The organism is Agrobacterium sp. (assembly GCF_059499945.1).
Map to the genome: position 1 here is coordinate 906239 of NZ_JCABZP010000014.1, position 23024 is coordinate 929262.

23 protein-coding genes and 1 tRNA gene are annotated in these 23024 nt (G+C 59.7%); 11 read left to right on the top strand and 13 right to left on the bottom strand.

What is annotated here, in order from left to right; all coding sequences use genetic code 11:
* The first annotated feature begins 81 nt into the window (after window positions 1-81).
* Together AC5I5B_RS16190 and AC5I5B_RS16195 are read left to right on the top strand one after the other, a co-directional pair.
* Complete coding sequence (locus AC5I5B_RS16190) at window positions 82-471, top strand: winged helix-turn-helix transcriptional regulator (RefSeq protein WP_111792160.1); 390 nt, start codon at window positions 82-84, stop codon at window positions 469-471.
* Window positions 472-593: 122 nt separating this feature from the next.
* Entirely contained in the window at window positions 594-1430 is an 837-nt protein-coding gene (locus AC5I5B_RS16195; protein ID WP_003509996.1) for an undecaprenyl-diphosphate phosphatase, read from the top strand.
* A gap of 68 nt (window positions 1431-1498) precedes the next feature.
* Here AC5I5B_RS16195 and mgtE read toward each other — a convergent pair whose 3' ends face one another.
* Together mgtE and AC5I5B_RS16205 are read right to left on the bottom strand one after the other, a co-directional pair.
* Complete coding sequence (gene mgtE, locus AC5I5B_RS16200) at window positions 1499-2872, bottom strand: magnesium transporter (protein ID WP_020809600.1); 1374 nt, start codon at window positions 2870-2872, stop codon at window positions 1499-1501.
* A 286-nt stretch (window positions 2873-3158) separates the two neighbouring features.
* The gene (locus AC5I5B_RS16205; RefSeq protein WP_080866556.1) at window positions 3159-4403 is read right to left on the bottom strand and encodes an MFS transporter; all 1245 of its coding nucleotides are present in this window, start codon (window positions 4401-4403) and stop codon (window positions 3159-3161) included.
* 235 nt (window positions 4404-4638) lie between these two features.
* On the opposite strand from AC5I5B_RS16205, the gene AC5I5B_RS16210 reads away from it, so the two are divergent.
* The 3 genes from AC5I5B_RS16210 to AC5I5B_RS16220 all read left to right on the top strand — a co-directional run bounded on the left by AC5I5B_RS16210 (window position 4639) and on the right by AC5I5B_RS16220 (window position 7682).
* Window positions 4639-5547, top strand: a complete 909-nt coding sequence (locus AC5I5B_RS16210; protein ID WP_003509989.1) for a diacylglycerol/lipid kinase family protein — start codon at window positions 4639-4641, stop codon at window positions 5545-5547.
* Between the two features lie 286 nt (window positions 5548-5833).
* Complete coding sequence (locus tag AC5I5B_RS16215; RefSeq protein ID WP_162686144.1) at window positions 5834-7207, top strand: aspartate aminotransferase family protein; 1374 nt, start codon at window positions 5834-5836, stop codon at window positions 7205-7207.
* Window positions 7208-7211: 4 nt separating this feature from the next.
* On the top strand, window positions 7212-7682 hold the full coding sequence (locus tag AC5I5B_RS16220) for an OsmC family protein (protein ID WP_003509984.1): 471 nt from the start codon (window positions 7212-7214) through the stop codon (window positions 7680-7682).
* A gap of 171 nt (window positions 7683-7853) precedes the next feature.
* Here AC5I5B_RS16220 and AC5I5B_RS16225 read toward each other — a convergent pair whose 3' ends face one another.
* From AC5I5B_RS16225 to AC5I5B_RS16250, 6 genes are all read right to left on the bottom strand, one after another.
* Complete coding sequence (locus AC5I5B_RS16225; protein WP_003509983.1) at window positions 7854-8063, bottom strand: type II toxin-antitoxin system VapB family antitoxin; 210 nt, start codon at window positions 8061-8063, stop codon at window positions 7854-7856.
* A 59-nt stretch (window positions 8064-8122) separates the two neighbouring features.
* Window positions 8123-9628 (bottom strand): AMP nucleosidase, encoded by a 1506-nt coding sequence (amn, locus tag AC5I5B_RS16230; RefSeq protein ID WP_003509981.1) that lies wholly within the window; start codon window positions 9626-9628, stop codon window positions 8123-8125.
* A 103-nt stretch (window positions 9629-9731) separates the two neighbouring features.
* Window positions 9732-9905 carry a hypothetical protein gene (locus AC5I5B_RS16235; RefSeq protein ID WP_003509979.1) on the bottom strand — a complete coding sequence of 58 codons (174 nt, stop codon included), beginning with the start codon at window positions 9903-9905 and terminating at the stop codon, window positions 9732-9734.
* 10 nt (window positions 9906-9915) lie between these two features.
* Window positions 9916-10098, bottom strand: a complete 183-nt coding sequence (locus tag AC5I5B_RS16240) for a hypothetical protein (protein ID WP_020809511.1) — start codon at window positions 10096-10098, stop codon at window positions 9916-9918.
* Window positions 10099-10257: 159 nt separating this feature from the next.
* Entirely contained in the window at window positions 10258-10854 is a 597-nt protein-coding gene (locus AC5I5B_RS16245) for a P-loop NTPase family protein (protein WP_099085527.1), read from the bottom strand.
* A gap of 163 nt (window positions 10855-11017) precedes the next feature.
* The gene (locus AC5I5B_RS16250; protein ID WP_003509976.1) at window positions 11018-11356 is read right to left on the bottom strand and encodes a DUF2147 domain-containing protein; all 339 of its coding nucleotides are present in this window, start codon (window positions 11354-11356) and stop codon (window positions 11018-11020) included.
* A gap of 603 nt (window positions 11357-11959) precedes the next feature.
* On the opposite strand from AC5I5B_RS16250, the gene AC5I5B_RS16255 reads away from it, so the two are divergent.
* Window positions 11960-12223, top strand: coding sequence for an SEL1-like repeat protein (locus tag AC5I5B_RS16255; protein WP_003509974.1), 264 nt, complete (start codon window positions 11960-11962; stop codon window positions 12221-12223).
* A gap of 305 nt (window positions 12224-12528) precedes the next feature.
* Here the strand turns inward: AC5I5B_RS16255 and AC5I5B_RS16260 are convergent, their stop codons facing one another.
* Both AC5I5B_RS16260 and AC5I5B_RS16265 read right to left on the bottom strand, forming a co-directional pair.
* Window positions 12529-13641 carry a pyridoxal phosphate-dependent aminotransferase gene (locus tag AC5I5B_RS16260; protein WP_060723988.1) on the bottom strand — a complete coding sequence of 371 codons (1113 nt, stop codon included), beginning with the start codon at window positions 13639-13641 and terminating at the stop codon, window positions 12529-12531.
* 157 nt (window positions 13642-13798) lie between these two features.
* A complete protein-coding gene (locus AC5I5B_RS16265; protein ID WP_020809747.1) occupies window positions 13799-14146 on the bottom strand; it encodes a hypothetical protein in 348 nt (115 codons plus the stop codon).
* Window positions 14147-14473: 327 nt separating this feature from the next.
* On the opposite strand from AC5I5B_RS16265, the gene AC5I5B_RS16270 reads away from it, so the two are divergent.
* Both AC5I5B_RS16270 and AC5I5B_RS16275 read left to right on the top strand, forming a co-directional pair.
* A complete protein-coding gene (locus AC5I5B_RS16270; RefSeq protein ID WP_065694919.1) occupies window positions 14474-15691 on the top strand; it encodes an NAD(P)/FAD-dependent oxidoreductase in 1218 nt (405 codons plus the stop codon).
* A 7-nt stretch (window positions 15692-15698) separates the two neighbouring features.
* Window positions 15699-16499 carry an aldolase/citrate lyase family protein gene (locus AC5I5B_RS16275; RefSeq protein WP_111834261.1) on the top strand — a complete coding sequence of 267 codons (801 nt, stop codon included), beginning with the start codon at window positions 15699-15701 and terminating at the stop codon, window positions 16497-16499.
* Window position 16500: 1 nt separating this feature from the next.
* Here AC5I5B_RS16275 and AC5I5B_RS16280 read toward each other — a convergent pair whose 3' ends face one another.
* Together AC5I5B_RS16280 and AC5I5B_RS16285 are read right to left on the bottom strand one after the other, a co-directional pair.
* Window positions 16501-16677, bottom strand: coding sequence for a hypothetical protein (locus tag AC5I5B_RS16280; protein ID WP_162993007.1), 177 nt, complete (start codon window positions 16675-16677; stop codon window positions 16501-16503).
* A gap of 89 nt (window positions 16678-16766) precedes the next feature.
* Complete coding sequence (locus tag AC5I5B_RS16285) at window positions 16767-17108, bottom strand: hypothetical protein (protein WP_003509967.1); 342 nt, start codon at window positions 17106-17108, stop codon at window positions 16767-16769.
* Between the two features lie 163 nt (window positions 17109-17271).
* On the opposite strand from AC5I5B_RS16285, the gene AC5I5B_RS16290 reads away from it, so the two are divergent.
* The 3 genes from AC5I5B_RS16290 to AC5I5B_RS16300 all read left to right on the top strand — a co-directional run bounded on the left by AC5I5B_RS16290 (window position 17272) and on the right by AC5I5B_RS16300 (window position 20673).
* Window positions 17272-17362, top strand: a tRNA-Ser gene (locus tag AC5I5B_RS16290).
* Between the two features lie 693 nt (window positions 17363-18055).
* Entirely contained in the window at window positions 18056-19072 is a 1017-nt protein-coding gene (locus tag AC5I5B_RS16295) for a porin (RefSeq protein WP_111834262.1), read from the top strand.
* Window positions 19073-19650: 578 nt separating this feature from the next.
* A complete protein-coding gene (locus AC5I5B_RS16300) occupies window positions 19651-20673 on the top strand; it encodes a porin (protein WP_495752752.1) in 1023 nt (340 codons plus the stop codon).
* 170 nt (window positions 20674-20843) lie between these two features.
* On the opposite strand, the gene AC5I5B_RS16305 is transcribed toward AC5I5B_RS16300, so the two are convergent.
* Window positions 20844-22916 carry a lytic transglycosylase domain-containing protein gene (locus AC5I5B_RS16305; protein ID WP_162694563.1) on the bottom strand — a complete coding sequence of 691 codons (2073 nt, stop codon included), beginning with the start codon at window positions 22914-22916 and terminating at the stop codon, window positions 20844-20846.
* Window positions 22917-23024: the final 108 nt, after the last annotated feature.

Consider the following 23024-nt stretch of genomic DNA (forward strand, 5'->3'; position numbering starts at 1 on the left):
GCGTGCCTCTTACTTGATACATATGAACGCTGATCGCAAGAATGCACATTTTGTGATGATACATACAAAAAGGATACTGTGATGTCGCGACCGCGCGCCAAGCTCACCGGCAACTTTCCCGGCTGCCCGGTGGAATCGGCCTTGAGTTTTCTCGACGGCAAATGGAAGGGCGTGATCCTTTATCACCTCATCAATGAAGGCACGCTGCGCTTCAACGAGCTGCGCCGCCATATTCCCAGCGTCACCCAGCGCATGCTGACCAAGCAGCTGCGGGAACTGGAGGAAGCGGGCCTGATTTCGCGCACCGTCTTCCCGGTGGTGCCGCCGCGGGTGGATTATGCGCTGACGCCGCTTGGCGAGACGATGCGGCCGGTCATCTCGGCGCTGAAAAGCTGGGGGGACGCCCATGTCGTCTGCAAGAACGGCGCGAAATACACCCAGCTTCCGCAGGCTGCGGAGAAGGCGGCCTGAGAGAAATCACAGGTAAAAGCACGTCCCGTGAGGGCCATTTTTCATGGTGCGATGCAACACGGATTTGCCCCGATTGATGCATAATGCTGCAAACTCGATTCGCAGCAGGGACATCAAAGCACATGAGCATGGGTTGGATGGAGGCCGGATTTCTCGGCCTTTTGCAAGGACTTACGGAGTTTCTTCCGATTTCTTCAAGCGCGCATCTGAGGATTGCCGGGGAGTTCCTGCCCTCCGGCGCGGATCCCGGGGCCGCCTTCACCGCAATTACCCAGATCGGCACGGAAATGGCGGTGCTGGTCTATTTCTGGTCCGATATCATGCGGATTGCAGCCGCCTGGCTGCGGCAGAACCTGCGCCTTGGCGAATATAACAAGGCTGATGCCCGGCTGGGCTGGCTGATCATCGTCGGTTCGGTGCCGATCGTGTTTCTGGGCCTGTTCTTCAAGGATGCCATCGAACATTCGCTGCGCAACCTCTATATCACCGCTGTGATGTTGATCGTCTTTGGCATCGTTCTCGGTCTTGCCGACAGGATCGGGGAGAAGCGTTACAAGCTCAACCAGCTGATCTGGCGCGATGGCATCCTGTTCGGTTTCGCGCAGGCCATGGCGCTCATCCCCGGTGTTTCGCGTTCGGGCGGCACCATCAGCGCCGGCCTGCTTCTGGGCTACACCCGCGAGGCGGCGGCGCGTTATTCCTTCCTGCTCGCCGTTCCCGCCGTCTTCGGCTCCGGCTTCTACCAGCTCTTCAAGAGCATCGGTGAGGACAATCCGGTCGGCTGGGGGCAGACCGGGCTTGCGACCCTCATCGCCTTCGTGGTCGGTTACGCCGTGATCGTGGTTTTCCTCAAGCTGGTCTCGACCAAGAGCTACATGCCCTTTGTCTGGTACCGCGTGGTCATCGGTTTCATCCTGCTCGCCCTACTGGGAACGGGCGTCATCAATGCCGGCGGCTGAGGGCAGGGCTTCTCGCTTTTTCCCATCGCAAATGAAAAGGCCCGCTCTTTCGAACGGGCCTTTTGTCTTTAGAGCAATGTGCCGCTGAGGATCGCCAGCGCCACCGAGAAGTAGATGATAAGGCCGGTGACATCCACCAGCGTGGCGACAAAGGGGGCAGAGGCGCTGGCGGGGTCGAGCCGCAGGCGCTGCAGGATGAAGGGCAGCATGGAACCGGCCAGCGAACCGAAGGTGACGATGCCGACAAGCGCCGCGAAAACGGTTGCACCGACCAGCAGCCAGTGTTCGCCGTAATCGTAGAAACCTGCCTGCTGCCAGACCGTCAGACGCAGGAAGCCGATGGCACCCAGAATGCAGCCGAGCGTCAGGCCCGTCGGGATTTCGCGCAGCAGCACGCGCCACCAGTCCGAAAGCTTCAGTTCGCCGAGCGCCAGCGCCCGGATGATGAGCGAGGTGGCCTGCGAACCGGAGTTGCCGCCTGACGACATGATGAGCGGAATGAACAGCGTCAGCACCACGGCCTTTTCCAGTTCGCCCTCGAAATGCTGCATGGCGCTGGCCGTCAGCATTTCACCGAGGAACAGGGCTGCGAGCCAGCCGGCGCGCTTGCGGATCATGTCCGGAAAACCGATCGTCATATAGGGCTTGCCGAGCGCCTCCATACCACCGAATTTGTGGGCGTCTTCCGTGGTGTCGGCGATCATGGTGTCGATCACGTCGTCAACGGTGACGATGCCGAGGATATGCGAATGGTCATCGACAACGGGAAGGGCCAGAAGGTCGTGCTTGCGGATCAGCCGGGCGACATCCTCCTGCGACATCAGGGGGCTCGCATAGGCAATGCCCTCCTTCGAAGCGACGGAGAGGATGGAAGCGCCCGGTTCGCCGGTCAGCAGGCGACGCAGCGTCACCACCGTGGAGAGTGTCCCGTCCTGCGCCAGCACATAGATGGCATAGACCGTTTCACGCGACCGCTCGACGACGCGGATGTGCGAAAGGGTCTGTTCCACCGTCCAGCTGTCGGGCACGCTGACGAATTCCGTGGTCATGATGGAGCCGGCGGTGCGCGGCGGATAGCCCATCAGATGCTGGATGGAGAGCGCCGTGGTGCGGTCCAGCCGGGCAAACAGCTTGGCGCGGGGCTCTTCTTCCATTTCCGCCATGACGTCGGCGACGCGGTCGTCGGACATGAGGTTGACGAAACGGGCGGCCTGTTCGAGCGGAATGCCGGCAATGATGGCGGCTGCGTCATGCAGTTCCGGCCGGTCGAGAATGGCAACGGCCTTTGCCTGCGGCATGGCAAGCAGGGCAGCTACGGCTGCGTCGGTATCAAGCGTGTTGAGGTGCTCGACACGTTCTGCGATGGTGGTGGAACCGGCATTTCCGCTGCGGAGAAGACGTGCGGCCTTGCTGGCTCTCTGGGAGAGAGTGTGGAAGTTCATGATTGCTCACCTTTCCGTCGATTCGCCGATTACGGCGAACGCGGTGGTGAGCCGACAGAGGTCGGATCAGTTCCCGTTCGCCGCTTTCGGCAAAGGCAATCGACTACTACTGTCGCTAGACATCTAATGATGCTCCGTTGAAATCCGCACAGTTCCGGGTCACGGCCCGTGCGTAACGCCGTGTTGCGCCTGAAACGAAAAAGAGTCAAGCGGGCCTATTGTGAAATTTCCGTAAGGTTCCGGGCGGGTCCCGGAAAGGGCATTCAAGCGGTTAAAAAACCGGCATTCAGCCGGCTTTTGCGCGCCGCTCGACGGTGACGGAAACGAGGAAAACGCCAAGCCCGAGAAGGGAAAGAACCGCACCGACATAACCCGTCGAGGCGTAACCGAAACCCATGGCGATGACGAGGCCGCCAAGCCAGGCGCCAAGCGCGTTGGCGATGTTGAAGGCGGAATGGTTGGAGGCGGCAGCCAGCGTCTGCGCATCCTGCGCCACATCCATCAGCCGGGTCTGCACGGCCGGGCAGGCTGCGAAACCGCAGCCGATCAGGAAGACGCAGAGGCAGAGCATGAATGGATTGTCCGCCGTCATGCCAAACACGGTCATGACAAGCACGTTGAAGGCCAGCATGCCGCCAATCGTGCCGTTGAGCGAGATATCCGCCAGCCGCGAGCCGACGACATTGCCGACATTCATGCCGATGCCGAACAGCGCCAGCACCATGGAAACGGTGGAAACCGGCATCATCGCCACATCGGTGGTGGTCTTGGCGATATAGCTGAACACAGAGAACATGCCGCCGAAACCGACGGCGGCGATGGCAAGCGTCAGCCACACCTGCACGCGCCGGAAAGCGCCAAGTTCGCGCCACACGCTGGCGCCTTCCTCCACCCTGTCACGCGGCTGGAACAGCCAGAGAAGGGCGACCGTCAACAGCCCGATGCCGCCGACCAGCATGAAGGCCGCGCGCCAGGACAGAAGCTGGCCGAAGAAGGTGGCAAGCGGGGTGCCGAGCAGGGTGGCGATGGTGAGGCCGAGCATCACGCGGCCAACGGCGCGGGCGCGCTTGTGGATGGGCGCCATGGAGGCCGCCACCAGCGCCGCAACGCCGAAATAGGCGCCATGCGGCAGGCCGGTGATGAAGCGCAGGACGGTGAAGCTCAGGAAATCAGGTGCAAGGGCGCTCAGGATATTGCCGACCGCAAAAAGCCCCATCAGGCCGAGAAGCAGGGTACGACGCGTTATGCGCGCGGCAAGCACCGCAATGATCGGCGCGCCGATGACGACGCCGAGCGCATAGGCGGTGATGACGTAACCCGCCTGCGGAACGGTGACGCCATAGGTGGTGGCAACGTCAGGCAAAAGGCCCATGATGGCGAATTCACCGGTGCCGATGCCGAAGCCGCCGGCGGCAAGCGCCAGTTCGATAAGTGCGATGGCAAGCGGGGAGAGGGCCACGGCTGGCGCTGCCGTGTAAACGGTTTCATTCTCCGCGCCAGGGCGGGCTTCGGAAATATTCGACTGGCTCATCGTGACCTGAAAAACGGGAAGGGCCCACAGAAAAAAGGGCAAGACCGTATGGGAGCGGTCTGCCCTGACTGGAGATGCGCGGTCATGAAAATGACCTTAAGTGATCCCTAACATGAAATGATGCGTTGCGGTAGAGCGATTCTCGGCAAAAGAGCATCTTCACGCGATGGTGTTCGGAACTCTATATGACGACAGGCATTTACGCGCGGCTGCGTTACTGGATCGGGTTGGAAACATGAAGCTCATTGCAATTTTCAATCGCGACGGCGGCACTTTTCGTACCACTGACATGGAAGCCTATTGCGAACACGCCCGCGACGTTTTCACCCGTGCCGGCCACACGATCGATTGCCGTCTGGTCTCCGGAAAAGATATCGTCGAGGAAATGGAACGCGCCGCCGATGAACCGGGCATTGAAGCCATCATTGCCGGCGGCGGCGACGGCACGATTTCCGCAGCAGCGGCCATCGCCTGGAAGCACGGCATCGCGCTCGGCATCGTTCCGGCCGGCACCATGAACCTCTTCGCCCGCTCGCTGAAGCTGCCGCTCGATATTCGCCAGGCGCTGGAAACGCTGGCGAGTGGCGAGATTGCCAGTGTCGACATCGCCAGCGCCAATGGCCGCCTCTTCGTCCACCAGTTTTCCGCAGGTCTGCATTCGCGCATGGTGCGCTACCGCAACAATCTCGCTTTCGCCTCCCGTCTTGGCAAGATCAAGGCGAGCATCCGCGCCGCCATCAACGTCATCCTCAATCCGCCGGTGTTCGAGGTGCAATATACTGTCAATGGCAGGACGCAGCATCGCAAGGTTTCGGCCATTTCCGTCTCCAACAACGAGTTCGGCCAGAGCTCGCTGATGGTGGCGGATAATGTCTCGGGCGGCCATCTCGGCTTTTATCTTGCCGATCCGCTGCGTCCCTCCGGCGTTGCGAAACTCGCTTTCGACATTCTGCGCGGCAGGCTGAAGGAAAACGCCGCCGTCACCGCCATGACCGTGACGGATGTGGAACTGCATTTCCCCAAGAAGCGCCATGACCTGCGATGTGTCATCGATGGCGAGTTGCTGCCGATGGAGCGGGATGTGGCGCTGAAAGTTCATGCGGGCGAATTGAAGGTGCTGGTGGGGCGGGCGTTTTTCGCATAGTGCAACCGCCTGTGAATTGGGCGATTACCCTTGTTTCTTCTCCCCGAGGGGGAGAAGTCCGCGGCAGCGGGATGAGGGGGCGAGGTCTCCGAAGTCCGGCAACGATACCCCCTCATCCGACCCTTCGGGCCACCTTCTCCGCGGCGGGAAGAAGAAACTAGCGGCAACCGCTCGTTCCATTCGCTCCCCCTAAAAAACGCCAGCCTTGCCAAATCGAATCCGCCCGGCCATGTTCGGCGGGCGCGGTGGCGTGAGCGCCGTTGCCTTTATGGGAGTGCGATCTGTCATGAATGAAATCTCCAAGCCGCTGTCCAACCTCGCCGCCATCGATGCCGCCCATCACCTTCATCCCTTTTCCGATATGGGCAAGCTGAATGCCGCCGGCACCCGCATCATCGAGCGCGCGGAAGGGGTGTTCATCTATGACAGCACCGGCAAGAAATATCTCGACGCCTTTGCCGGCCTCTGGTGCGTGAATATTGGATATGGCCGCCGCGAGATCGCCGATGTCGTGCAGCGCCAGATGAACGAGCTGCCCTATTACAACGCGTTTTTCGGCACCACCACGCCGCCGGCGACACTTCTGGCGCAGAAAATCGCCTCCCGCGCCGGGCCTGACATGAACCATGTGTTCTTCACCAATTCCGGATCGGAAGCGACCGATACCTGGTTCCGCATGGCGCGGGTCTACTGGAAGGCGCTCGGCCATCCGACGAAGACGAAGGTGATTGCGAGGCGCAATGGCTATCACGGCTCGACGGTGGCCGGAGCCTCGCTCGGCGGCATGAAATGGATGCACGAGCAGGGTAACCTGCCGATCGAGGGTATCGCCCATATCGGCCAGCCCTATTGGTACGCCGAGGGTGGCGATCTTTCACCTGCCGAATTCGGCCTGAAGGTCGCCCGGGAACTCGAAGCGAAGATCGACGAGCTCGGTGAGGAAAACGTTGCCGCTTTTGTGGCCGAACCCATTCAGGGCGCCGGCGGCGTCATCGTGCCGCCGGAAACCTATTGGCCGGAAATCGCCCGCATCTGCAAGGCGCGCAACATCCTGCTCGTATCCGATGAGGTGATCTGCGGTTTCGGCCGTCTCGGCTCCTGGTTCGGCTATCAGCATTTCGGTGTGGAGCCGGATTTCGCGCCCGTCGCCAAGGGCCTGTCATCAGGTTATCTGCCGATAGGCGGCGTCATCGTCTCGGATCGGGTGGCGGACGTGATGTTGTCTGAGGTCGGTGACTTCAATCATGGTTTCACCTATTCCGGCCACCCCGTCTGCGCCGCCGCAGCGCTTGAAAATCTCCGCATCATCGAGACCGAAGGGCTGGTGGAGCGGGTGCGCGACGATATCGGCCCGTATTTTTCGCAAGGCTGGAAAAGCCTTGAGGACCACGAACTGGTGGGCGAGGCTGTCAATGTCGGCCTGATGGGCGGCCTGCAGATAACGGCCGACAAGGCGACACGCAAACGTTTTGCGAAGCCCGACGATATCGGAACCGCGGTGCGCAACCATTGCCTGGCAAACGGCCTCGTCATGCGCGCCACGGGAGACCGCATGCTGGCCTCGCCGGCGCTGACAATCAGCCGTTCGGAAGTGGATGAGATCATCGAGACGCTGCGCAAGGGGCTCGACCACCTGCGTGATACGATAAGGGAGGAGTAATTACATGGCAGGACAGGAACATCATTACGCCGTTCAGGTGAAATGGACGGGCAATCGCGGCAAGGGGACGTCCGGCTACCGCGACTATGAACGCGACTATACGATTTCCACCTCGGGAAAAGCCGATATCGCCGGCTCCTCCGACCCTGCCTTCCGCGGCGATGCCTCCCGTTGGAACCCGGAAGACCTGCTCGTCGCCTCACTCTCGGCCTGCCACAAGCTCTGGTACCTGCATTTCTGCTCCGTCAACGGCATCATCGTCGAAGACTATGTCGACAATGCCGAAGGCACGCTGTTGATGGAAAAGGACGGCGCCGGACAATTCAGCGAGGTGGTGCTGAAGCCGGTGATCACCATTTCGAAGGGGGATCCCACGAGAGCCGACGAATTGCACCATGACGCGCATGAGAAATGTTTTATCGCCAGATCGGTGAATTTCCCCGTGCGTGTGGAGGGGACGGTGAAGGTGGTTTAAAGGCACACGTCGCCTTCATTCAGTCTGTGTGGGCAGACTGTTAAAGCATCCCTCACACTCGACGTCATCCTCGGGCTTGCCCCGAGGATCCATTGCCGCGTGTGATGGTGGATCTTCGGGTCAAGCCCGAGGATGACGACGGAGAGGTTTCCAGGCCTTCGTCACTGCCCGCTAGACGTCGTCCTTGCCCGAGCCATCTCGGATTTCATCAAGATTGCCTTCCCAGCCAATCCCCCGCAGTTCCTCAAGCGCACGTCTCTGCCAGTGTACCCGGACGAATTCTCTCAGAGCCCGTCCAACCGTCGCCTCGACGGTGGACAATCCGGTGATTTCCATGGCCTCGGCCATCAAGTCGTCATCAAGGTCGATAGTCACACGCATCGCACGGCCTCAAGGTGTATGAACAGACATCACCACCTTGAGGGCGAAGATGTGCGATCTTACTGAAACGCCGTCTCGTAAAAGCTTCGAAGCTTGCGCGAATGCAGCGTTTCCGTCGGCATTGCCGCAAGCTTCTGCACAGCGCGAATGCCGATCTGCAGATGCTGGGCGACCTGTGTGCGGTAAAACTCCGTCGCCATGCCCGGTAGTTTCAATTCCCCATGCAGCGGCTTGTCGGAGACGCAGAGCAGGGTGCCGTAGGGCACGCGGAAGCGGAAACCGTTCGCCGCGATGGTGGCCGATTCCATGTCGAGCGCGATGGCGCGCGATTGCGACAGGCGCTTGACGGGGCCGGCCTGATCGCGAAGCTCCCAGTTGCGGTTGTCGATCGTGGCGACGGTGCCGGTGCGCATGATGCGCTTCAGCTCGAAGCCCTCGTAACCGGTGACTTCCGCGACTGCCCCTTCCAGCGCCAGCTGCACTTCGGCAAGCGCGGGGATCGGCACCCAGACCGGCAGGTCGTCGTCAAGCACATGGTCCTCGCGCACATAGGCATGCGCCAGAACATAATCGCCAAGCCGCTGGCTGTTGCGCAGGCCGGCGCAATGGCCGACCATCAGCCAGGCATGCGGGCGCAGCACGGCGATATGGTCAGTGATCGTCTTGGCATTGGAGGGACCGACGCCGATATTGACGAGCGTGATGCCGGCATGGCCCTTCTTCTTCAGGTGATAGGCGGGCATCTGCGGCAGGCGGCCGAGAACGGCGTCCGTTTCCGGCTTGTCGGAGCCGGCAGGGGTGATGATGTTGCCCGGCTCCACGAAGGCTGTGTAGCCTTCGCCGCCATTCTTCATCATCTGCCGCGCCCATGCGGCGAATTCATCGATATAGAACTGGTAGTTGGTGAACAGCACGAAGTTCTGGAAGTGGCTGGCGCTGGTTGCCGTATAATGGCTGAGGCGGGCCAGCGAATAATCGATGCGCTGTGCGGTAAAGGGTGCGAGCGGCGCGGGTTCGCCGGGCACCTGATCATATTCGCCATTGGCGATGAGATCGTCGGTATTGTTGAGATCGGGCGTATCGAAAAGATCGCGCAACGGCACGTCGGAGAGCGAGGATGCCGCCGCCGCTTCGACATAAGCGCCTTCGCCGAAGGCGAAATGCAGCGGAATGGGCGTGGCCGATTCAGCAACCGTCACCGGAACGCCGTGGTTCTTCATCAGAAGCCCCAGCTGCTCTTTCAGGTAATGGCGGAAAAGCTCCGGCCGGGTGATCGTCGTCGTATAGACGCCGGGGGCGGTGACATGGCCGTAGGAGAGACGCGAATCGACATGGCCGAAGGTGGCGGTCTCCAGGCTGACCTGCGGGTAGCAGGCGCGGTAACGGCCGGTGATCGGCGCGCCCTTGGCAAGGTCGGTGAAGGAGTTGATGAGGAACGCCGTATTGCGTTCGTAAAGCGCGGTCAAAGCCGCCACAGCTTCTTTCGGGTCCGTGAATGTCTGCGGCGCGAAAGGCTCGGGGCTGATGAAGGTGAAGGGCGGAATCGTTCGTTTTGCTATTGTCATGGCTCATTATAAGAGGCCAAATTCGACAGGCAAGCGACAGAAATACGAAGAAACTGAAAAGAAACGGAAAAAGCGGCTGGAGCAATATTGGGGCGGCGGAAACTCAGCCGAGCGCGCCGCGCTGAAGGCTCATCAGGAGCACGAAACCGGCGCCCTTGGAGGCGGGGCGGGGATCGGCCTTGTAAACCGCAAGTCCGGCCACCGGACCAAGAAAGATCGAGGCCATGAGCACCAGTCTCAGTGCGGAAAACAGGCCGTTGGAAAAACTAGTCGTCATCGGCCGGTCCTCAAAGTACGACGGGGCAATTGGCGGCGGGCGAGGGGCTGTGCTGGCAGGCAATTGCCGCACCGGCATTCACACGCTGGAAACTGCGGTTCGGATTAACGACGAGCGAGGCGAAGGACATGGCGAAGATCGCCATGAGAAACGCGAAGATTGCCAGTCGGCTGATCAGCTTTGCCATGTCCATTCCCCTTTATTGGAGTTGATGGACAGAGTTTTGCCACACTCGGACTGAACGGACCCTGAGACCCCGGTTCATATGGTGTTCAGGGATGTTAACGGGTGGTGACATGGTGGATCGGCGCGGCAATGGCGCTGGGCATCTCGCGGACCACCCGCTTTTCGATCAGGACAGAGGGGCCTCCGCGCGTGCCGCAAGATCGGTCAGCAGGGTCTCGAATGCCTGAGGCTGGGTCACATCGACAACCGGTACATGGTGTTCCTGCGCGGATGCCAGCATGTCGGTGTTTTCCCGCAACGAACGCTCGATGAAAGCGTCCATGATCCGCCGCCTGTCGGCTGTCGCATCTTCATATTGCGCGTGAGAACGCATTCTCTCGAGAAGAAAATCATTGCCGGCATGGAGAAAGACACCGGCGACCGTGCTGCCGAGCAGCGGCGATATCAATTCCGGCCGCAGGGCCGCGCCCTCGAAGATTGCGGGAGCGCCGGTGCCCGACCTGCTGTCGATCATCGTGCGGATCAGCGGCCAGATGTTCTGATGATGTATCTTCAGAAACCAGTGGATCGTTTCCGGCGAGAGCTGTGAGTAATATTCCTCCACCGGTGCCGGAATGCCCGGCCAGGGCCTTCCCGGATGGCGGGCGAGACTGTCGGTCGATATTGCCTCGCAGCGCAGTCTTTCGCTCAGCAGGCCGGCAAGGGTGCTTTTGCCGACATGGGAGGTGCCCGCGATCAGGATTGTCGAAAGGGTGGGGCGCATGCGTTGCTCTCGTTGGGGTTGGGCGCAACGATACATCAAGGGATATATGGCTTCCATGCGGCGTCTGTCCGCAATTTCGGGCGCGATCCTTGGGCAGCGCACCGCACCGTCAGGCGCGGGACCGCAGGCGGGAGGACAGAAAGCCCACCCGCCGCCTTGTCGATTACAGCCGTGTCCAGGTCTGTGATTTGCACAGAACCTTCAGCACGCAGCCCTTCATGCTCAGCGAGTTGCCGGAAACGGTGCCGGAGCCGCTATAGGTCTTGTCATTGGCGGGATCGGTGATTTCGCCGGAATAGCTGTTTCCCTTGCCGGCAAGCTTGCCGATCTGTTTTCCGGCGTGTTTGCCGGTCTTCAGCGTTACGCAGAAGGCGCCGCCGCAGGGGCCGATCACGGCGGTTTCGCCGCTGGCCGTCTTCCAATTGCCTTCGATCGCCTCGCCGGCAAAGGCAAGGTTGCCGCTCAGCATGAGGGCGGCGGCAATCGTCATCATACGCTTCATAAAATTCCTCCCGAAATTCGCGCAGGCTTTCCTGGGCCGGACAGGCCCGAAGAGGCGATGCGCAGATCAAACCCATTTGGCATGCGAATGCACCATTTCTGGCCCAAAGCCGCCCTGCGGCGCAACGATTGCTCCTCACACCGCAATATCCTTTGCCCGTTTCATCCTCATGACGGGCAGCGCGGATAGTATTTGACGTTCACGTAAAAGGAAACAGAAATTTGTGGCCGCGGCGCGGCATTTGCAGCAGCGGGAGGAGCGAAAAAGGGAGAATTCGAAAACCGCTGTTTTGATCGTGGTGAAGGAAGGGTTTAAATCCATTTCTAAAGTTTTCGTAAAATTCGCCGCAAAGTCCTTAATTTCCGCGGCTCGTGATATTTAACAAAAACCCAATTTTACCAATCGTTTGCAGTTTGTTTGCGGCCCATTAATCATGCCTTTTAAGCGACCGTTGAAAGCCCCGTGGCATAGTGAACTCATCAAAAGCGCAGGGAAAACCTGCCGGACGAAAGGACAAAAAAGCCGCAAAAGACGGCGGGTCCGGACGGTAGCCTCGACAAGAAGGCGAATGGTGAAACAGGTAGAAAGACAGGGATTAAAACAATGGCACGCTTTGACATCAGCGATATCGAAATGGCTGCCGGTGGCGAAACCCGCGCCGACACTCTTTGCAATCTCGGCCTGGTCTATGCGACCGGCCGGGGCTGCAAGGTGGATCTGATCGCAGCGCATAAATGGCTCAACATCGCCGCGATCCGCGGATCGGAAAGAGCCGCTTCACTGCGCGCTGATCTCGCCCGCAACATGACGAAATCGGAACTCGCCGAAGCGCTGCGCGCCGCCCGCGACTGGATGACGATGCACTGATTTACCCAAGCCATTATTGAGATTTCCGGTCCGGTTCCCTCCAGTCCCGACGACCGGTCAAAACGAAAGTAAACCCGAAGGGGAACGCGGCGAGGGCTTTGAAAAGGGCTTTTGCGCTGACACATCAAACCGCGACCGGCAGGAACAAGGCCGGCGCGGTTTTCTTATGTCTGATGAGCTCTCGTTGCCGGAAAATGATTCCTGGGCAGGGGGTTGCGGGAGGATGTTGAATCGATGCGCGCAATGTGCGGACTTTCCAACCCTCATTCCTGTGACGAGCACAGGAATGAGGGTTGGTTGGGAACTTACCCGATCGCCTTGAGAACCTTCGGCAGCGCCTGTTCGAAAAGATCAAGCTTGTCATCCGGCCCCACGCTCACGCGGATGCAGCGGTTGAGCGGCGCAACACCCGGCATGCGGATGAACACACCATGCTCCATCAACCCATCGACGATGGCGCGGGCGTAAGCACCATCGCGGTGGCAATCGATGGTGACGAAATTGGTGGCGGAGGGGAGCGGTGAAAGGCCGTTCTCGCGGGCGATTACCGAAATCCGCTCGCGGGCCGCGGAGATTTTGCCAACGACTTCATGCAGATAGGCCTGGTCCTTCAGCGCCGCCAAGGCGCCGGCGACCGAAATGCGCGCCATGCCGAAATGGTTGCGGATCTTGTCGAAGGCTTCGACATTGCCGAGCGTGCCGATGGCGTAACCCACGCGCGCGCCGGCGAGTCCATAGGCTTTCGAGAAGGTGCGCATGCGCAGGATGTTCGGCTGGCCGATCAGCGCATCGATGGCCGGAACGGCGCTCGCGGGCGCGGTCTCGCAATAGGCTTCGTCCAGAATGAGCAGGCAGGTTTCCGGCAATGCGCGGGCAAAGGCAACCACCTCGCTCGCTTCCCACCAGCTTCCCATCGGATTATCAGGGTTGGCGAAATAGACCAGCGGCGCATTTTCCCTGTTAACGAGGTCGAGAAGACCGTCGAGGTCTTCGTGATCGTCGACATAGGGCGTGGTGACGAGCCTCCCGCCAAAACCGTTTACATGGTAATTGAAAGTGGGATAGCCGCCAAACGAGGTGACGACGGGCGTGCCCGGCTCGACGATCAGCCTGGCGATCTCGCCCAGCAAGCCATCAACCCCGCTGCCGATGGCAATATTGCCGCGTGCAACGCCGTGGTGAATGGCAAGCGCTTCCTTCAACTCGAAATTTTCCGGATCGCTATACATCCAGGTTTCCGCTGCCGCATCGCGCATGGCCAGCAGCACGGAAGGGGCGGGGCCGAAGCCGCTTTCGTTTGCGCCGATTCGCGCCTCCACCTTCAAACCGCGGTTCCGCTCGATGGCCTCGGGGCCGACGAAGGGAACGGTGGAAGGAAGTGAGACGGCAAGTGGTGTAAGGCGTGAAAAAGCGGACATTGGCTGAAAGTTCCGGTACCTGTGTTTAAAACCCGGCTCACAATAGGTGCAAAAAAACCGGACGCAAGGCGCGGCCGGTTGCGGCATGGCTGTTTTGGAACAGAATTTTTCGTCGCGAAGAAGGGATGGAAAAAACCATCGGCCTGTCGTGACAAGGTCAGACGCTGGTCTCGAAGCTCAGGCGCCGCACATGGTGCAGGAATTCCGCATCGATCAGCATGTTGAAGCCGATCGTGGCCTTTTCTTCCTCGCGGCGGATCAGCGTGCAGCCGATCTCGTCGCGGATGCCCAGAATTTCCAGATAGAAATTGGCCGGCATTTCCAGATCGGGGCTGACATCCAGCTCGGCGCCGTAGAGGGAAATGGTCCGCACCAGGCAGCGCATGGTGTCCTTGGCGCTGAGATGATGCCCGATGAAGGTGATCTTGCCGGGCCGGTCGATCTGAAATTTCTCGTACATCTCGTCCTGTGGGACGTTCTGACTGATATCCATATGTAAAGCCATGACAACCTCCCGGATTGCCTCTTTCGTGCCGATTTTAACGCCGCTTCCTTGCCAGGGCATGAAGGAAATGCGCGCAATTATCTCTAGTGTGTGTCGATCTCGACCAATCTTCCGTCGGGGAAGCCGATGTTTCCACTATGGAAATGCGTTCGGTCCCATCAGGTTGCAGTCGTGCCGCAGCCTGTGCTGATAATGCGTCATGCTTGCACCGGGCTGGCGTTGCTGCGCGGTTGACTGGGGCCGTACTTGGCGTTACGCCTGATCCGGTAATATGGCTTCGCGAGGGTCGGCAGGATCGGCGCTTCGTGGTTGTTCTGGGAGTGAACTGTGACGGGAAGGCTGGTAATCGTCGGGGCGGGGCAGGCCGCTTTCGCGCTGGCGTCGAAGCTTCGGGCGCTGAAGGACGAGCGCCCCATCACCATCATCGGTTCCGAGGATGCCTATCCTTACCAGCGTCCGCCGCTATCCAAAAAATACCTTCTCGGTGAGATGAGTTTCGACCGGCTGATGTTCCGCCCGGAGGAATGGTACGCCGAAAACAATGTCGATATTCGGCTTTCCACCTGGGTGGAGGAGATAGACCGCGCTGAAAAAACCGTGCGCATGCAGGATGGCAGCACGCTTTCTTATGACAGGCTGGTCCTGGCAACCGGGGCCGCACCTCGCCTGCTGCCCGCCAGCATCGGCGGTGATCTCGAAGGCGTCCTGACGGTTCGCGACAAGCGCGACGCCAACCGGCTGATGGAGGAGATGAAGCCCGGCCGCAGGCTGCTGGTGATCGGCGGCGGTTATATCGGCCTTGAAGCGGCCGCCGTCGCCCGCAAGCTCGGCCTCGAGGTGACCTTGATCGAGATGGCCGACCGCATTCTGCAGCGCGTGGCGGCGAAAGAAACCGCCGATATCATGCGCGGCATCCATCAGGCCCATGGCGTTTCCATCCGCGAAAAGACCGGCCTTGTGCGCCTTGTCGGCATGGAAGGCCGGGTGGCCGCTGCCGAACTCTCCGACGGCTCTATGCTTGATGTCGATTTCGTCATCGTCGGCATCGGCGTGACGCCGAATGACCGCCTTGCCCGCGAATCGGGCCTCGATGTCGGCAATGGCATCGTGGTGGACGACCATACCCGCACATCCGACAGCGCCATTCATGCGGTGGGCGATTGCGCGCTGCTGCCGTGGCGAGGCCAGCACGTGCGTCTCGAATCGGTACAGAATGCGGTCGATCAGGCGGAGGCGACCGCTGCCGTGCTCACCGGGGCTGAAACCGCCTATGATCCGAAACCGTGGTTCTGGTCGGATCAATATGACGCCAAGCTGCAGATTGCCGGCTTCAACCTGGGTTACGACGAGACGGTGCTCCGGCCCGGTGCGCGCGAAGGCAGCTGGTCCGTCTGGTATTTCCGCGATGGACGATTCGTCGCCGTCGATGCCGTCAATGACGCCAAGGCCTATGTTGCCGGCAAGAAACTGCTCGATACCGGCGCGGAGCCGGATCGCGCCATCCTGGCGGACTTCTCCGCCGATCTGAAATTACTGCTTTCCTGAGGATATCATGCCTGCTCCCGAAAACCGTTTCAAAACCGCCATCCATGCCGGCAAGCCGCAGATCGGCCTCTGGCTCGATATGGGCGAGGCCATCACGGCGGAAATCGCCGGTACGGCGGGGTTCGACTGGCTGGTGATCGACGGCGAGCATGGGCCGAACGATCTGCGCAGCATCATCGACCAGCTGCGTGCCCTTGCCACGTCGTCCGCGGAACCCGTGGTGCGCGTGCCGGTCGGCGAAAGCTGGATGATCAAGCAGCTTCTGGATGCGGGTGCGCGCACGCTTCTGGTGCCGATGGTTGATTCGGCCACCCAGGCCACGGATCTGGTCAGCGCCATGCATTATCCGCCGCGCGGTATTCGCGGCATGGGCGCGGCCGTTGCCCGCGCTTCCGCCTTCAACACAATAACCGACTATGCCGACAGCGCCTCCGATAGCGTCTGCCTGCTGGTGCAGGCCGAAACGCGCGCGGCGATCAACGATCTCGATAATATTCTCGCGGTGGAGGGCGTGGACGGCGTCTTCATCGGCCCGGCGGATCTGGCCGCGGATATGGGTTATCTCGGCCGCATAGACGAGCCGGAAGTGCAGGCGGTGATTGAGGCGGCCATCGTCAAGATCGTCAAGGCGGGCAAGGCTGCCGGCATTCTCACCTTTAACGAAACCTATAATCGCCGTTATCTCGAACTCGGCGCGTCCTTCGTCGCCGTCGGGGCGGATGTCACGGAATTCGCCAACACCCTGCGTGCGCTGTCGGCCCGTTACAAGGGCGGAGCAGCGCCTGCGCCATCGCGGTCGGGATATTAATTCAGTCGTCGTTGCTGGCGTTCAGCTTTTCCGGCGGAATACCTTCTTCGCCGGAGGCGAGATAACCGCTATTGATAAGGGCGGCGCGAATGATGCGCTGGATGGCCTCATCCCTGTCTATGCCGTGATCCCTCGCAAAATCCGACAAAGCCGTTTCAAGATCGTCGCTGAACCGCATATCCGCCCCCATTCATTACATTTCAAACCCATACGAAAAGGCAAGGCAGGGTTGACCCGCCTTGCCTGAATTTTAATTCCATGCAGCGATCAGCGCCAGCGATAAAGGCTGCTGTTCGACGAGTTCTGCTGTGTGCTTGTGCCGACGGCATAACCGATGGCAAAACCGAGTGCGCCAACGATCGTCAGCAGGGAGGTTGCCGTACCGGGATTTTCCTTTACGGCTTCCACGACATTCTGGCCCTGAGCGCGTACATTATGCGCGGCCTTGCGGACGCGTCCGCGCGCCTCATCCAGAAATTCGGATGCATCCTCGCTCACCCCTTCCGCGCGGGCGGATACGGATTTGGAGAGGGATGCGATCTGCGAACGCAACTCCGCAATCTGGTTTTCGATCGTGTCTTCGACAACATTCAGTTTGGTCTGAGCCATTAGAACACCTCTTTTGTTACCGAAGGCAGAACGTACGGTCGGTCAAGAAGTTCCCGAATTGCCCGCAAAGTTTCGCGGGGGCGATGTTCAGCCAACAGGTTTTTGTGCTTCTTGGCGAAAAAGCCTTGCAATCATTTTTTTTAAGCAATAATCAGGCCGCACCGGAGAGGTGGCCGAGTGGTCGAAGGCGCTCCCCTGCTAAGGGAGTATACGTCAAAAGCGTATCGTGGGTTCGAATCCCATCCTCTCCGCCACTTTGGCACAGACCGGAAACTTCAGCCCTACATATCCCTCAGCTCCAAATCATAGCCGACCCGCGCTTCGTGCTTCGGTGCGCGACAGCCATGTCGACCTCGCACCATGAAGCCGCAGACGTCCGCGCTCTTCAGGTTTCGATTATGGAAGAAACGAGCGAATCAAGAGACTTGGCGGTGTCGACTTCAATATCGTACCGGCAGTATCGTAACCAGCGCTGAGCAAGCGCGTCGAATCGTTGCGCGAGGAATCGGTGGCAAACGGCATGGTTTTCTATCCTTTCTCCATGAGCGCCGTGGCGGCATGTCAGGTTAAGGGGTATGAGGAAGCAAAAATTTCCATCATCCTTGCCCAGCAAGGCAAGGCTTCGCCGAAAAGGCCGGTAGTTTAGAAAGACCTTGTTAACCTCGCTAACTAACGGATTTTCAAGCAATTTCTTAACGCATGGTAAAGCTGTCTGCCGGCCGGGTGCGCACTGTGTGTTGTTTCCGCAACAAACCGAAATGAAGCATATACGTAAATGCTATTTATCGGATGTTGGCGATTGCAAGCGGCGAAACCTTTTGTATTTTCACCACCAGAAGCGAGGCGGTGGATCGTTTGGCTTCTAAGAACACGGGAATGGGGCAGGGAATGCTGTCCTTCAGCGAAAGTACCCAGACCCACTTAAAAACTTTGACTGGAGGTCAACCATGAACATCAAGAGCCTTCTCATCGGCTCCGCTGCGGCTCTCGCAGCAGTATCCGGCGCTCACGCTGCCGACGCTATCGTCGCTGCTGAGCCTGAGCCCCTGGAATACGTTCGCGTTTGCGACGCTTTCGGCACCGGCTTCTTCTACATCCCCGGCACCGAAACCTGCCTGAAGTTCCAGGGCTACGTTCGTTTCCAGACCGACTTCGGTCGTGACAAGTCCGGCACCTCTGACTGGGATTCGTTCACGCGCGCTCAGTTCGAAGTTGACACCCGCACCGACACCGAGCTCGGCGCTCTGCGTGGCTTCATCGGCTTCCGCGGCAATGCTGACAACGGTTCTGCTTCTTCTTCGAGCGTTTTCGTTGACCAGGCCTTCATCGAACTCGGCGGCCTGAAGGTCGGTAAGTTCTACAGCTGGTGGGACGATGGCCTTTCTGGCGAAACGGACGAGCTGTCTTCCAACGCTCTGTTCAACTCCATTCGTTACACCTACGACGCTGGCTCCTTCTGGGCAGGCGCTTCGGTTGACGAACTCGAAGGCATCAACGTTCAGGGCTTCAATGAATCTGACAACAACGTTGGTATCGCTCTCGGCGTTGGCGCCAAGCTCGGTGCAGCTTCGCTCCAGCTCATCGGCGGCTACGACGTTGACCGTGAAAACGGCTCTGTACGTCTGATCGCAACGGCTGACGTTGGTCCGGGTACGCTCGGCCTGGCTGGTGTTTGGGCTTCTGGCGCAAACGCTTACTACAACGTCTCCGAGTGGGCAGTTGCTGCTGAATACGCAATCAAGGCAACCGACAAGCTGACGATCACCCCCGGCGTTCAGTACTACGGCAACTACGGCCTGGTTTCCTGGGACGACTTCTCGAACGACGACGGCTGGAAGGCTGGTCTGACGCTCGACTACAAGATCACTCAGGGCCTCTCCACGAAGATCGCTGTTAACTACGTCGACATCGACAACCGTGACGACCAGGTTACCGGTTTCGTTCGCCTTCAGCGTTCGTTCTAATCTGATCTGACATTGTCAGTGATGGAAGCCCGGCTCTCGAGCCGGGCTTTTTTGCGTTATGGCGATCTTAGAGTGTGGATGATCAATTGATGATATCGTTTCGACCACACTTATGCGCGTTGCCGAATAGGGTTCATCGTGATCCAGATTCGCCGAATCACCTTGTGCTCGTCACAGATAGCAACGCCAGATCAATCGGAATTGCGGGCGGCCAGATTGCAAGATGAACGATTCTGCGACGTGGCAGATCAACTTTTGGACAATTTCCTGCGTCCTGATTATGGCCAGGCTCTCTAAAGGCATTTCACTTGCTTTTGGATGAATGTTGGATTCATCAGCTAAGCATCTGAAATAGATTGGAAATTAACTATTCGGTAATGAATCTGGTGAGGCAGGTTAGAATTGTAGCTATTTCGCAACAATGAAAAACTAAGGACACCTTACTGTCTTCCTTTCGTCATGATTACGATTGCCGATCCGTCCGGTTTTGGCTCTAATCAGCTTCATAAGCGGCACGCATTTCTGAGTGCTTTCCCACCCGCTGCTTAGAAGATTAAGCGTTTGACTGGAGGTCAACCATGAACATCAAGAGCCTTCTCATCGGCTCCGCTGCAGCTCTCGCAGCAGTATCCGGCGCACAGGCCGCTGACGCTATCGTCGCTGCCGAGCCCGAGCCCCTGGAATACGTTCGCGTCTGCGACGCTTTCGGCACCGGCTTCTTCTACATCCCCGGCACCGAAACCTGCCTGAAGTTCCAGGGCTACGTTCGTTTCCAGACCGACTTCGGTCGTGACAAGTCCGGCACCTCTGACTGGGATTCGTTCACGCGCGCTCAGTTCGAAGTTGACACCCGCACCGACACCGAGCTCGGCGCTCTGCGTGGCTTCATCGGCTTCCGCGGCAATGCTGACAACGGTTCTGCTTCTTCTTCGAGCGTTTTCGTTGACCAGGCCTTCATCGAACTCGGCGGCCTGAAGGTCGGTAAGTTCTACAGCTGGTGGGATGACGATCTGAACGGTGAAACCGACATTCTGTCGACCAACACCCTGTTCAACTCGATCAAGTACACCTATGACGCTGGTTCTTTCCAGGCTGCGCTCTCGGTTGACGAACTGGAAGGCCAGTACGGCCAGTTCCAGTACGGCGCTGACAACAACGTCGGTATCGGCGGCATGATCGGCGGCAAGTTCGGCGCTGTTACGGCTAACCTGATCGCCAGCTACGACTTCGACGCAGAAAACGTTGCTATCCGCGGCATGCTGTTCGCAGATATTGGTCCGGGCACCTTCGGTCTTGCTGGTGTATGGGCTTCTGGCGACAACGCTTACTACGCAAAGTCTGAATGGGCTGTTGCCGTTGAGTACGCGATCAAGGCAACCGATCGCCTGACGCTTACCCCCGGCTTCGAATACCTCGGTACGCTGGACGTCAACCCTGCTGACGGCGACTTCGTTGGCGACCGTGACGCTTGGACTGCTGGTCTGACGGTTGACTACAAGATCACCGAAGGTCTGGCCACCAAGATCACCGCTAACTACTACGACGAAGATGGTCGTGACGACGAAGTCACCGGCTTCGTTCGCCTTCAGCGCACGTTCTAATCTGATCTGACATTGTCAGTGATGGAAACCCCGGCAGAAACGCCGGGGTTTTTCGTTTGATGGCTTCCGGCGCTGAGAGGCGTTATTCAAACACGGAAAACAAAAAAGCACCGGGCGAACCGATGCTTGAATGTTTTAGAACGATCAGCGATTGGCGGAAGAATGCTGCCTTATCCCGCACGCCCATGGCGCAGATCATCGACAATATCGGCCTGTTGCCCCAGCCGCGTCTTGTAGACCTGATAATTCTCCATCACCCGCTGCACGTAATTGCGCGTTTCGGGGAAGGGGATGCGTTCGATCCAGTCGACCACCTCGTCGATCGGCTTGCCGCGCGGGTCGCCATATCGCGAGATCCATTCCGGCACGCGTTTCGGTCCGGCATTATAGGCGATGAAGGTGAGGATGTAGGATCCACCGAAGCTGTCGATCTGTTCACCGAGATAATGCGCGCCGAGCGTGGCGTTGTAGCCCGCATCGCTGGTCAGCATCGCCTGCGTGTAGGGCAGGCCGTGGCGGCCGGCCACGCCCTTGGCGGTTCCGGGCAGCAGCTGCAGCAGGCCGCGGGCATTGGCGGCGGAGACGGCGGCGGGATTGAAAGCGCTTTCCTGCCGGGCAATCGCATAGGCGAGCGCCTTGCCGGAGCCGGCAATATTGGCGCTGGCGGGAATGACGCCGAGCGGATAGGCGAGCGCTGCCGCATCGATGCCGCGGCTGAAGGCCGTCTTGCCGATCTGCAGCGAGACCTGGTGATTGCCGTTGCCCTCAGCCCTTGCCGCCAGAATGGCAAGCTCGCCGGGACTGTCGAGCTGTTCCGCAAGCGACCGATAAAGGCTGTCGGCACGCCAGCCGTAACCGGCCGCCTCCAGCCGGTCGATGGCGCGTACGGCTTCGCGGCCGGCGAAACGTTCGCGGTCGCTGCTGCTGGGGCTCGGATAGGTGACGTTTAATGTTTTTGCGCCGATTCGCGCGGCGGCGAGCTGGCCGTAAAACGTGCCGGGGTGAGCGGCTGCCTTGGTGAAGAAGTCGCGGGCGTCGCCCGGTCCACCGGCTTCCGCCGCCCGACCTAGCCAATAATAGGCGCGCGACGCCGAAAGCGGCCGGTTCGAGGTCTGAAGCAGCGTGTTGAAGTGACGCGAAGCCGTCGCCGGGTCGCGCAGCGCCCTCAGCGCGTACCAGCCGGCATGGAACTCCGCATCGGCGGTATCGACCGCCGAGGTGGCAGAATGATTGGCGACAATGCGATAGGCCTCGGCGAAATCACCGAGATCGGCGATGCCTCGGGCGATGATGCGCCGCTCGTTCCACCATTCGCCGGCATTGACGAGCTTGGCGGCTTCCTTCGGCGCCTGCCGCAGAAGGGCTGCTGCTTCGGGGTATTTCTGCTGGTTGCGCAGGTTTTCCACCCGCGCGAAGAGATAAGCAGGGTCGCTGCGCCAGGAGGCGTCGACCTTGCCGAGGAGCGCGGTTGCGGTTGCGGATCGCTGCAGCACGGCCGCCCAGGCGTTGTAAAGCGACTGCGCCTTGCCGAGATCACCAAAACGCTTCGCCTGGCTGATGCGGCTGCGATACATCAGATAGTCCATGCGCGCTTTATGGTCGGCGGGCGTCAGATAGGCGGGAAACTCGGCAAGCACACGGTCTTCCATGTCCTTGTCCATGCCTTCGCTGACCCAGAGCTGGCGAATGAGACTCTGCGATTCCGCACCCTTGCCGGAGGAGGCGAGCGCCTTGGCGAACACCACGGTGCCTTCGGCGGTTTCCGGGCGGCTATTGCCGAAGGCGGCAAGCACCTGGGGTGCGGGCGGATCTTCGCGGTAAAGCGCTTTTTCGGAATTGGCGCGCAGCGTCGCCGCACCCGGCCAGCCGGAGAGCTCGCGCTGGGCAGCGGCAATTTCGGCGGAAGCGACGTCCTTCTGGCCGGAAACGGCAATAGCCCAGGTGAGGATATGGCGGTCAAGGCTGCCGGTCGGCATGGTGTTGCGCAGCGCAATCGCGCGGGCCGCATCACGGCTCGAAAGCGCGTCGAGACCCGCCTTCAACTGGCTTGTATCATCGGCGCGGTTGAGGCGCGGTATGGCGCCGGTGATCTCGGGCGAGGCCGGCATGAAGGCCGGAACAGCAGGTGCATTCGGCTTGACATAGGGAAGCGGCGCCGCACCTTCCGGCAGCGGCCCGGCCAGTGCGTTCCAAACGGTTGCGGCAAGGCCCGCCGCCATCAATCCCCAGACTGTCTTTTTCATGCCGCTCTTCATCGTGTAACGGATTTGTCGACTTTCTTGTAATATCGCTTCATTGCAGCGGGATTGCCGAAAACGGTCTGATGTCCCGCACCGGAATCTTGGGATTTC

Excerpts from the sequence above, each read along its gene's own strand:
- AC5I5B_RS16190 (WP_111792160.1), top strand. The coding sequence starts at position 82 with ATGTCGCGACCGCGCGCCAAGCTCACCGGCAACTTTCCCGGCTGCCCG.
- AC5I5B_RS16195 (WP_003509996.1), top strand. The coding sequence starts at position 594 with ATGAGCATGGGTTGGATGGAGGCCGGATTTCTCGGCCTTTTGCAAGGA.
- mgtE (WP_020809600.1), bottom strand. The coding sequence starts at position 2,872 with ATGAACTTCCACACTCTCTCCCAGAGAGCCAGCAAGGCCGCACGTCTT.
- AC5I5B_RS16205 (WP_080866556.1), bottom strand. The coding sequence starts at position 4,403 with ATGAGCCAGTCGAATATTTCCGAAGCCCGCCCTGGCGCGGAGAATGAA.
- AC5I5B_RS16210 (WP_003509989.1), top strand. The coding sequence starts at position 4,639 with ATGAAGCTCATTGCAATTTTCAATCGCGACGGCGGCACTTTTCGTACC.
- AC5I5B_RS16215 (WP_162686144.1), top strand. The coding sequence starts at position 5,834 with ATGAATGAAATCTCCAAGCCGCTGTCCAACCTCGCCGCCATCGATGCC.
- AC5I5B_RS16220 (WP_003509984.1), top strand. The coding sequence starts at position 7,212 with ATGGCAGGACAGGAACATCATTACGCCGTTCAGGTGAAATGGACGGGC.
- AC5I5B_RS16225 (WP_003509983.1), bottom strand. The coding sequence starts at position 8,063 with ATGCGTGTGACTATCGACCTTGATGACGACTTGATGGCCGAGGCCATG.
- amn (WP_003509981.1), bottom strand. The coding sequence starts at position 9,628 with ATGACAATAGCAAAACGAACGATTCCGCCCTTCACCTTCATCAGCCCC.
- AC5I5B_RS16235 (WP_003509979.1), bottom strand. The coding sequence starts at position 9,905 with ATGACGACTAGTTTTTCCAACGGCCTGTTTTCCGCACTGAGACTGGTG.
- AC5I5B_RS16240 (WP_020809511.1), bottom strand. The coding sequence starts at position 10,098 with ATGGACATGGCAAAGCTGATCAGCCGACTGGCAATCTTCGCGTTTCTC.
- AC5I5B_RS16245 (WP_099085527.1), bottom strand. The coding sequence starts at position 10,854 with ATGCGCCCCACCCTTTCGACAATCCTGATCGCGGGCACCTCCCATGTC.
- AC5I5B_RS16250 (WP_003509976.1), bottom strand. The coding sequence starts at position 11,356 with ATGAAGCGTATGATGACGATTGCCGCCGCCCTCATGCTGAGCGGCAAC.
- AC5I5B_RS16255 (WP_003509974.1), top strand. The coding sequence starts at position 11,960 with ATGGCACGCTTTGACATCAGCGATATCGAAATGGCTGCCGGTGGCGAA.
- AC5I5B_RS16260 (WP_060723988.1), bottom strand. The coding sequence starts at position 13,641 with ATGTCCGCTTTTTCACGCCTTACACCACTTGCCGTCTCACTTCCTTCC.
- AC5I5B_RS16265 (WP_020809747.1), bottom strand. The coding sequence starts at position 14,146 with ATGGCTTTACATATGGATATCAGTCAGAACGTCCCACAGGACGAGATG.
- AC5I5B_RS16275 (WP_111834261.1), top strand. The coding sequence starts at position 15,699 with ATGCCTGCTCCCGAAAACCGTTTCAAAACCGCCATCCATGCCGGCAAG.
- AC5I5B_RS16280 (WP_162993007.1), bottom strand. The coding sequence starts at position 16,677 with ATGCGGTTCAGCGACGATCTTGAAACGGCTTTGTCGGATTTTGCGAGG.
- AC5I5B_RS16285 (WP_003509967.1), bottom strand. The coding sequence starts at position 17,108 with ATGGCTCAGACCAAACTGAATGTTGTCGAAGACACGATCGAAAACCAG.
- AC5I5B_RS16295 (WP_111834262.1), top strand. The coding sequence starts at position 18,056 with ATGAACATCAAGAGCCTTCTCATCGGCTCCGCTGCGGCTCTCGCAGCA.
- AC5I5B_RS16300 (WP_495752752.1), top strand. The coding sequence starts at position 19,651 with ATGAACATCAAGAGCCTTCTCATCGGCTCCGCTGCAGCTCTCGCAGCA.
- AC5I5B_RS16305 (WP_162694563.1), bottom strand. The coding sequence starts at position 22,916 with ATGAAAAAGACAGTCTGGGGATTGATGGCGGCGGGCCTTGCCGCAACC.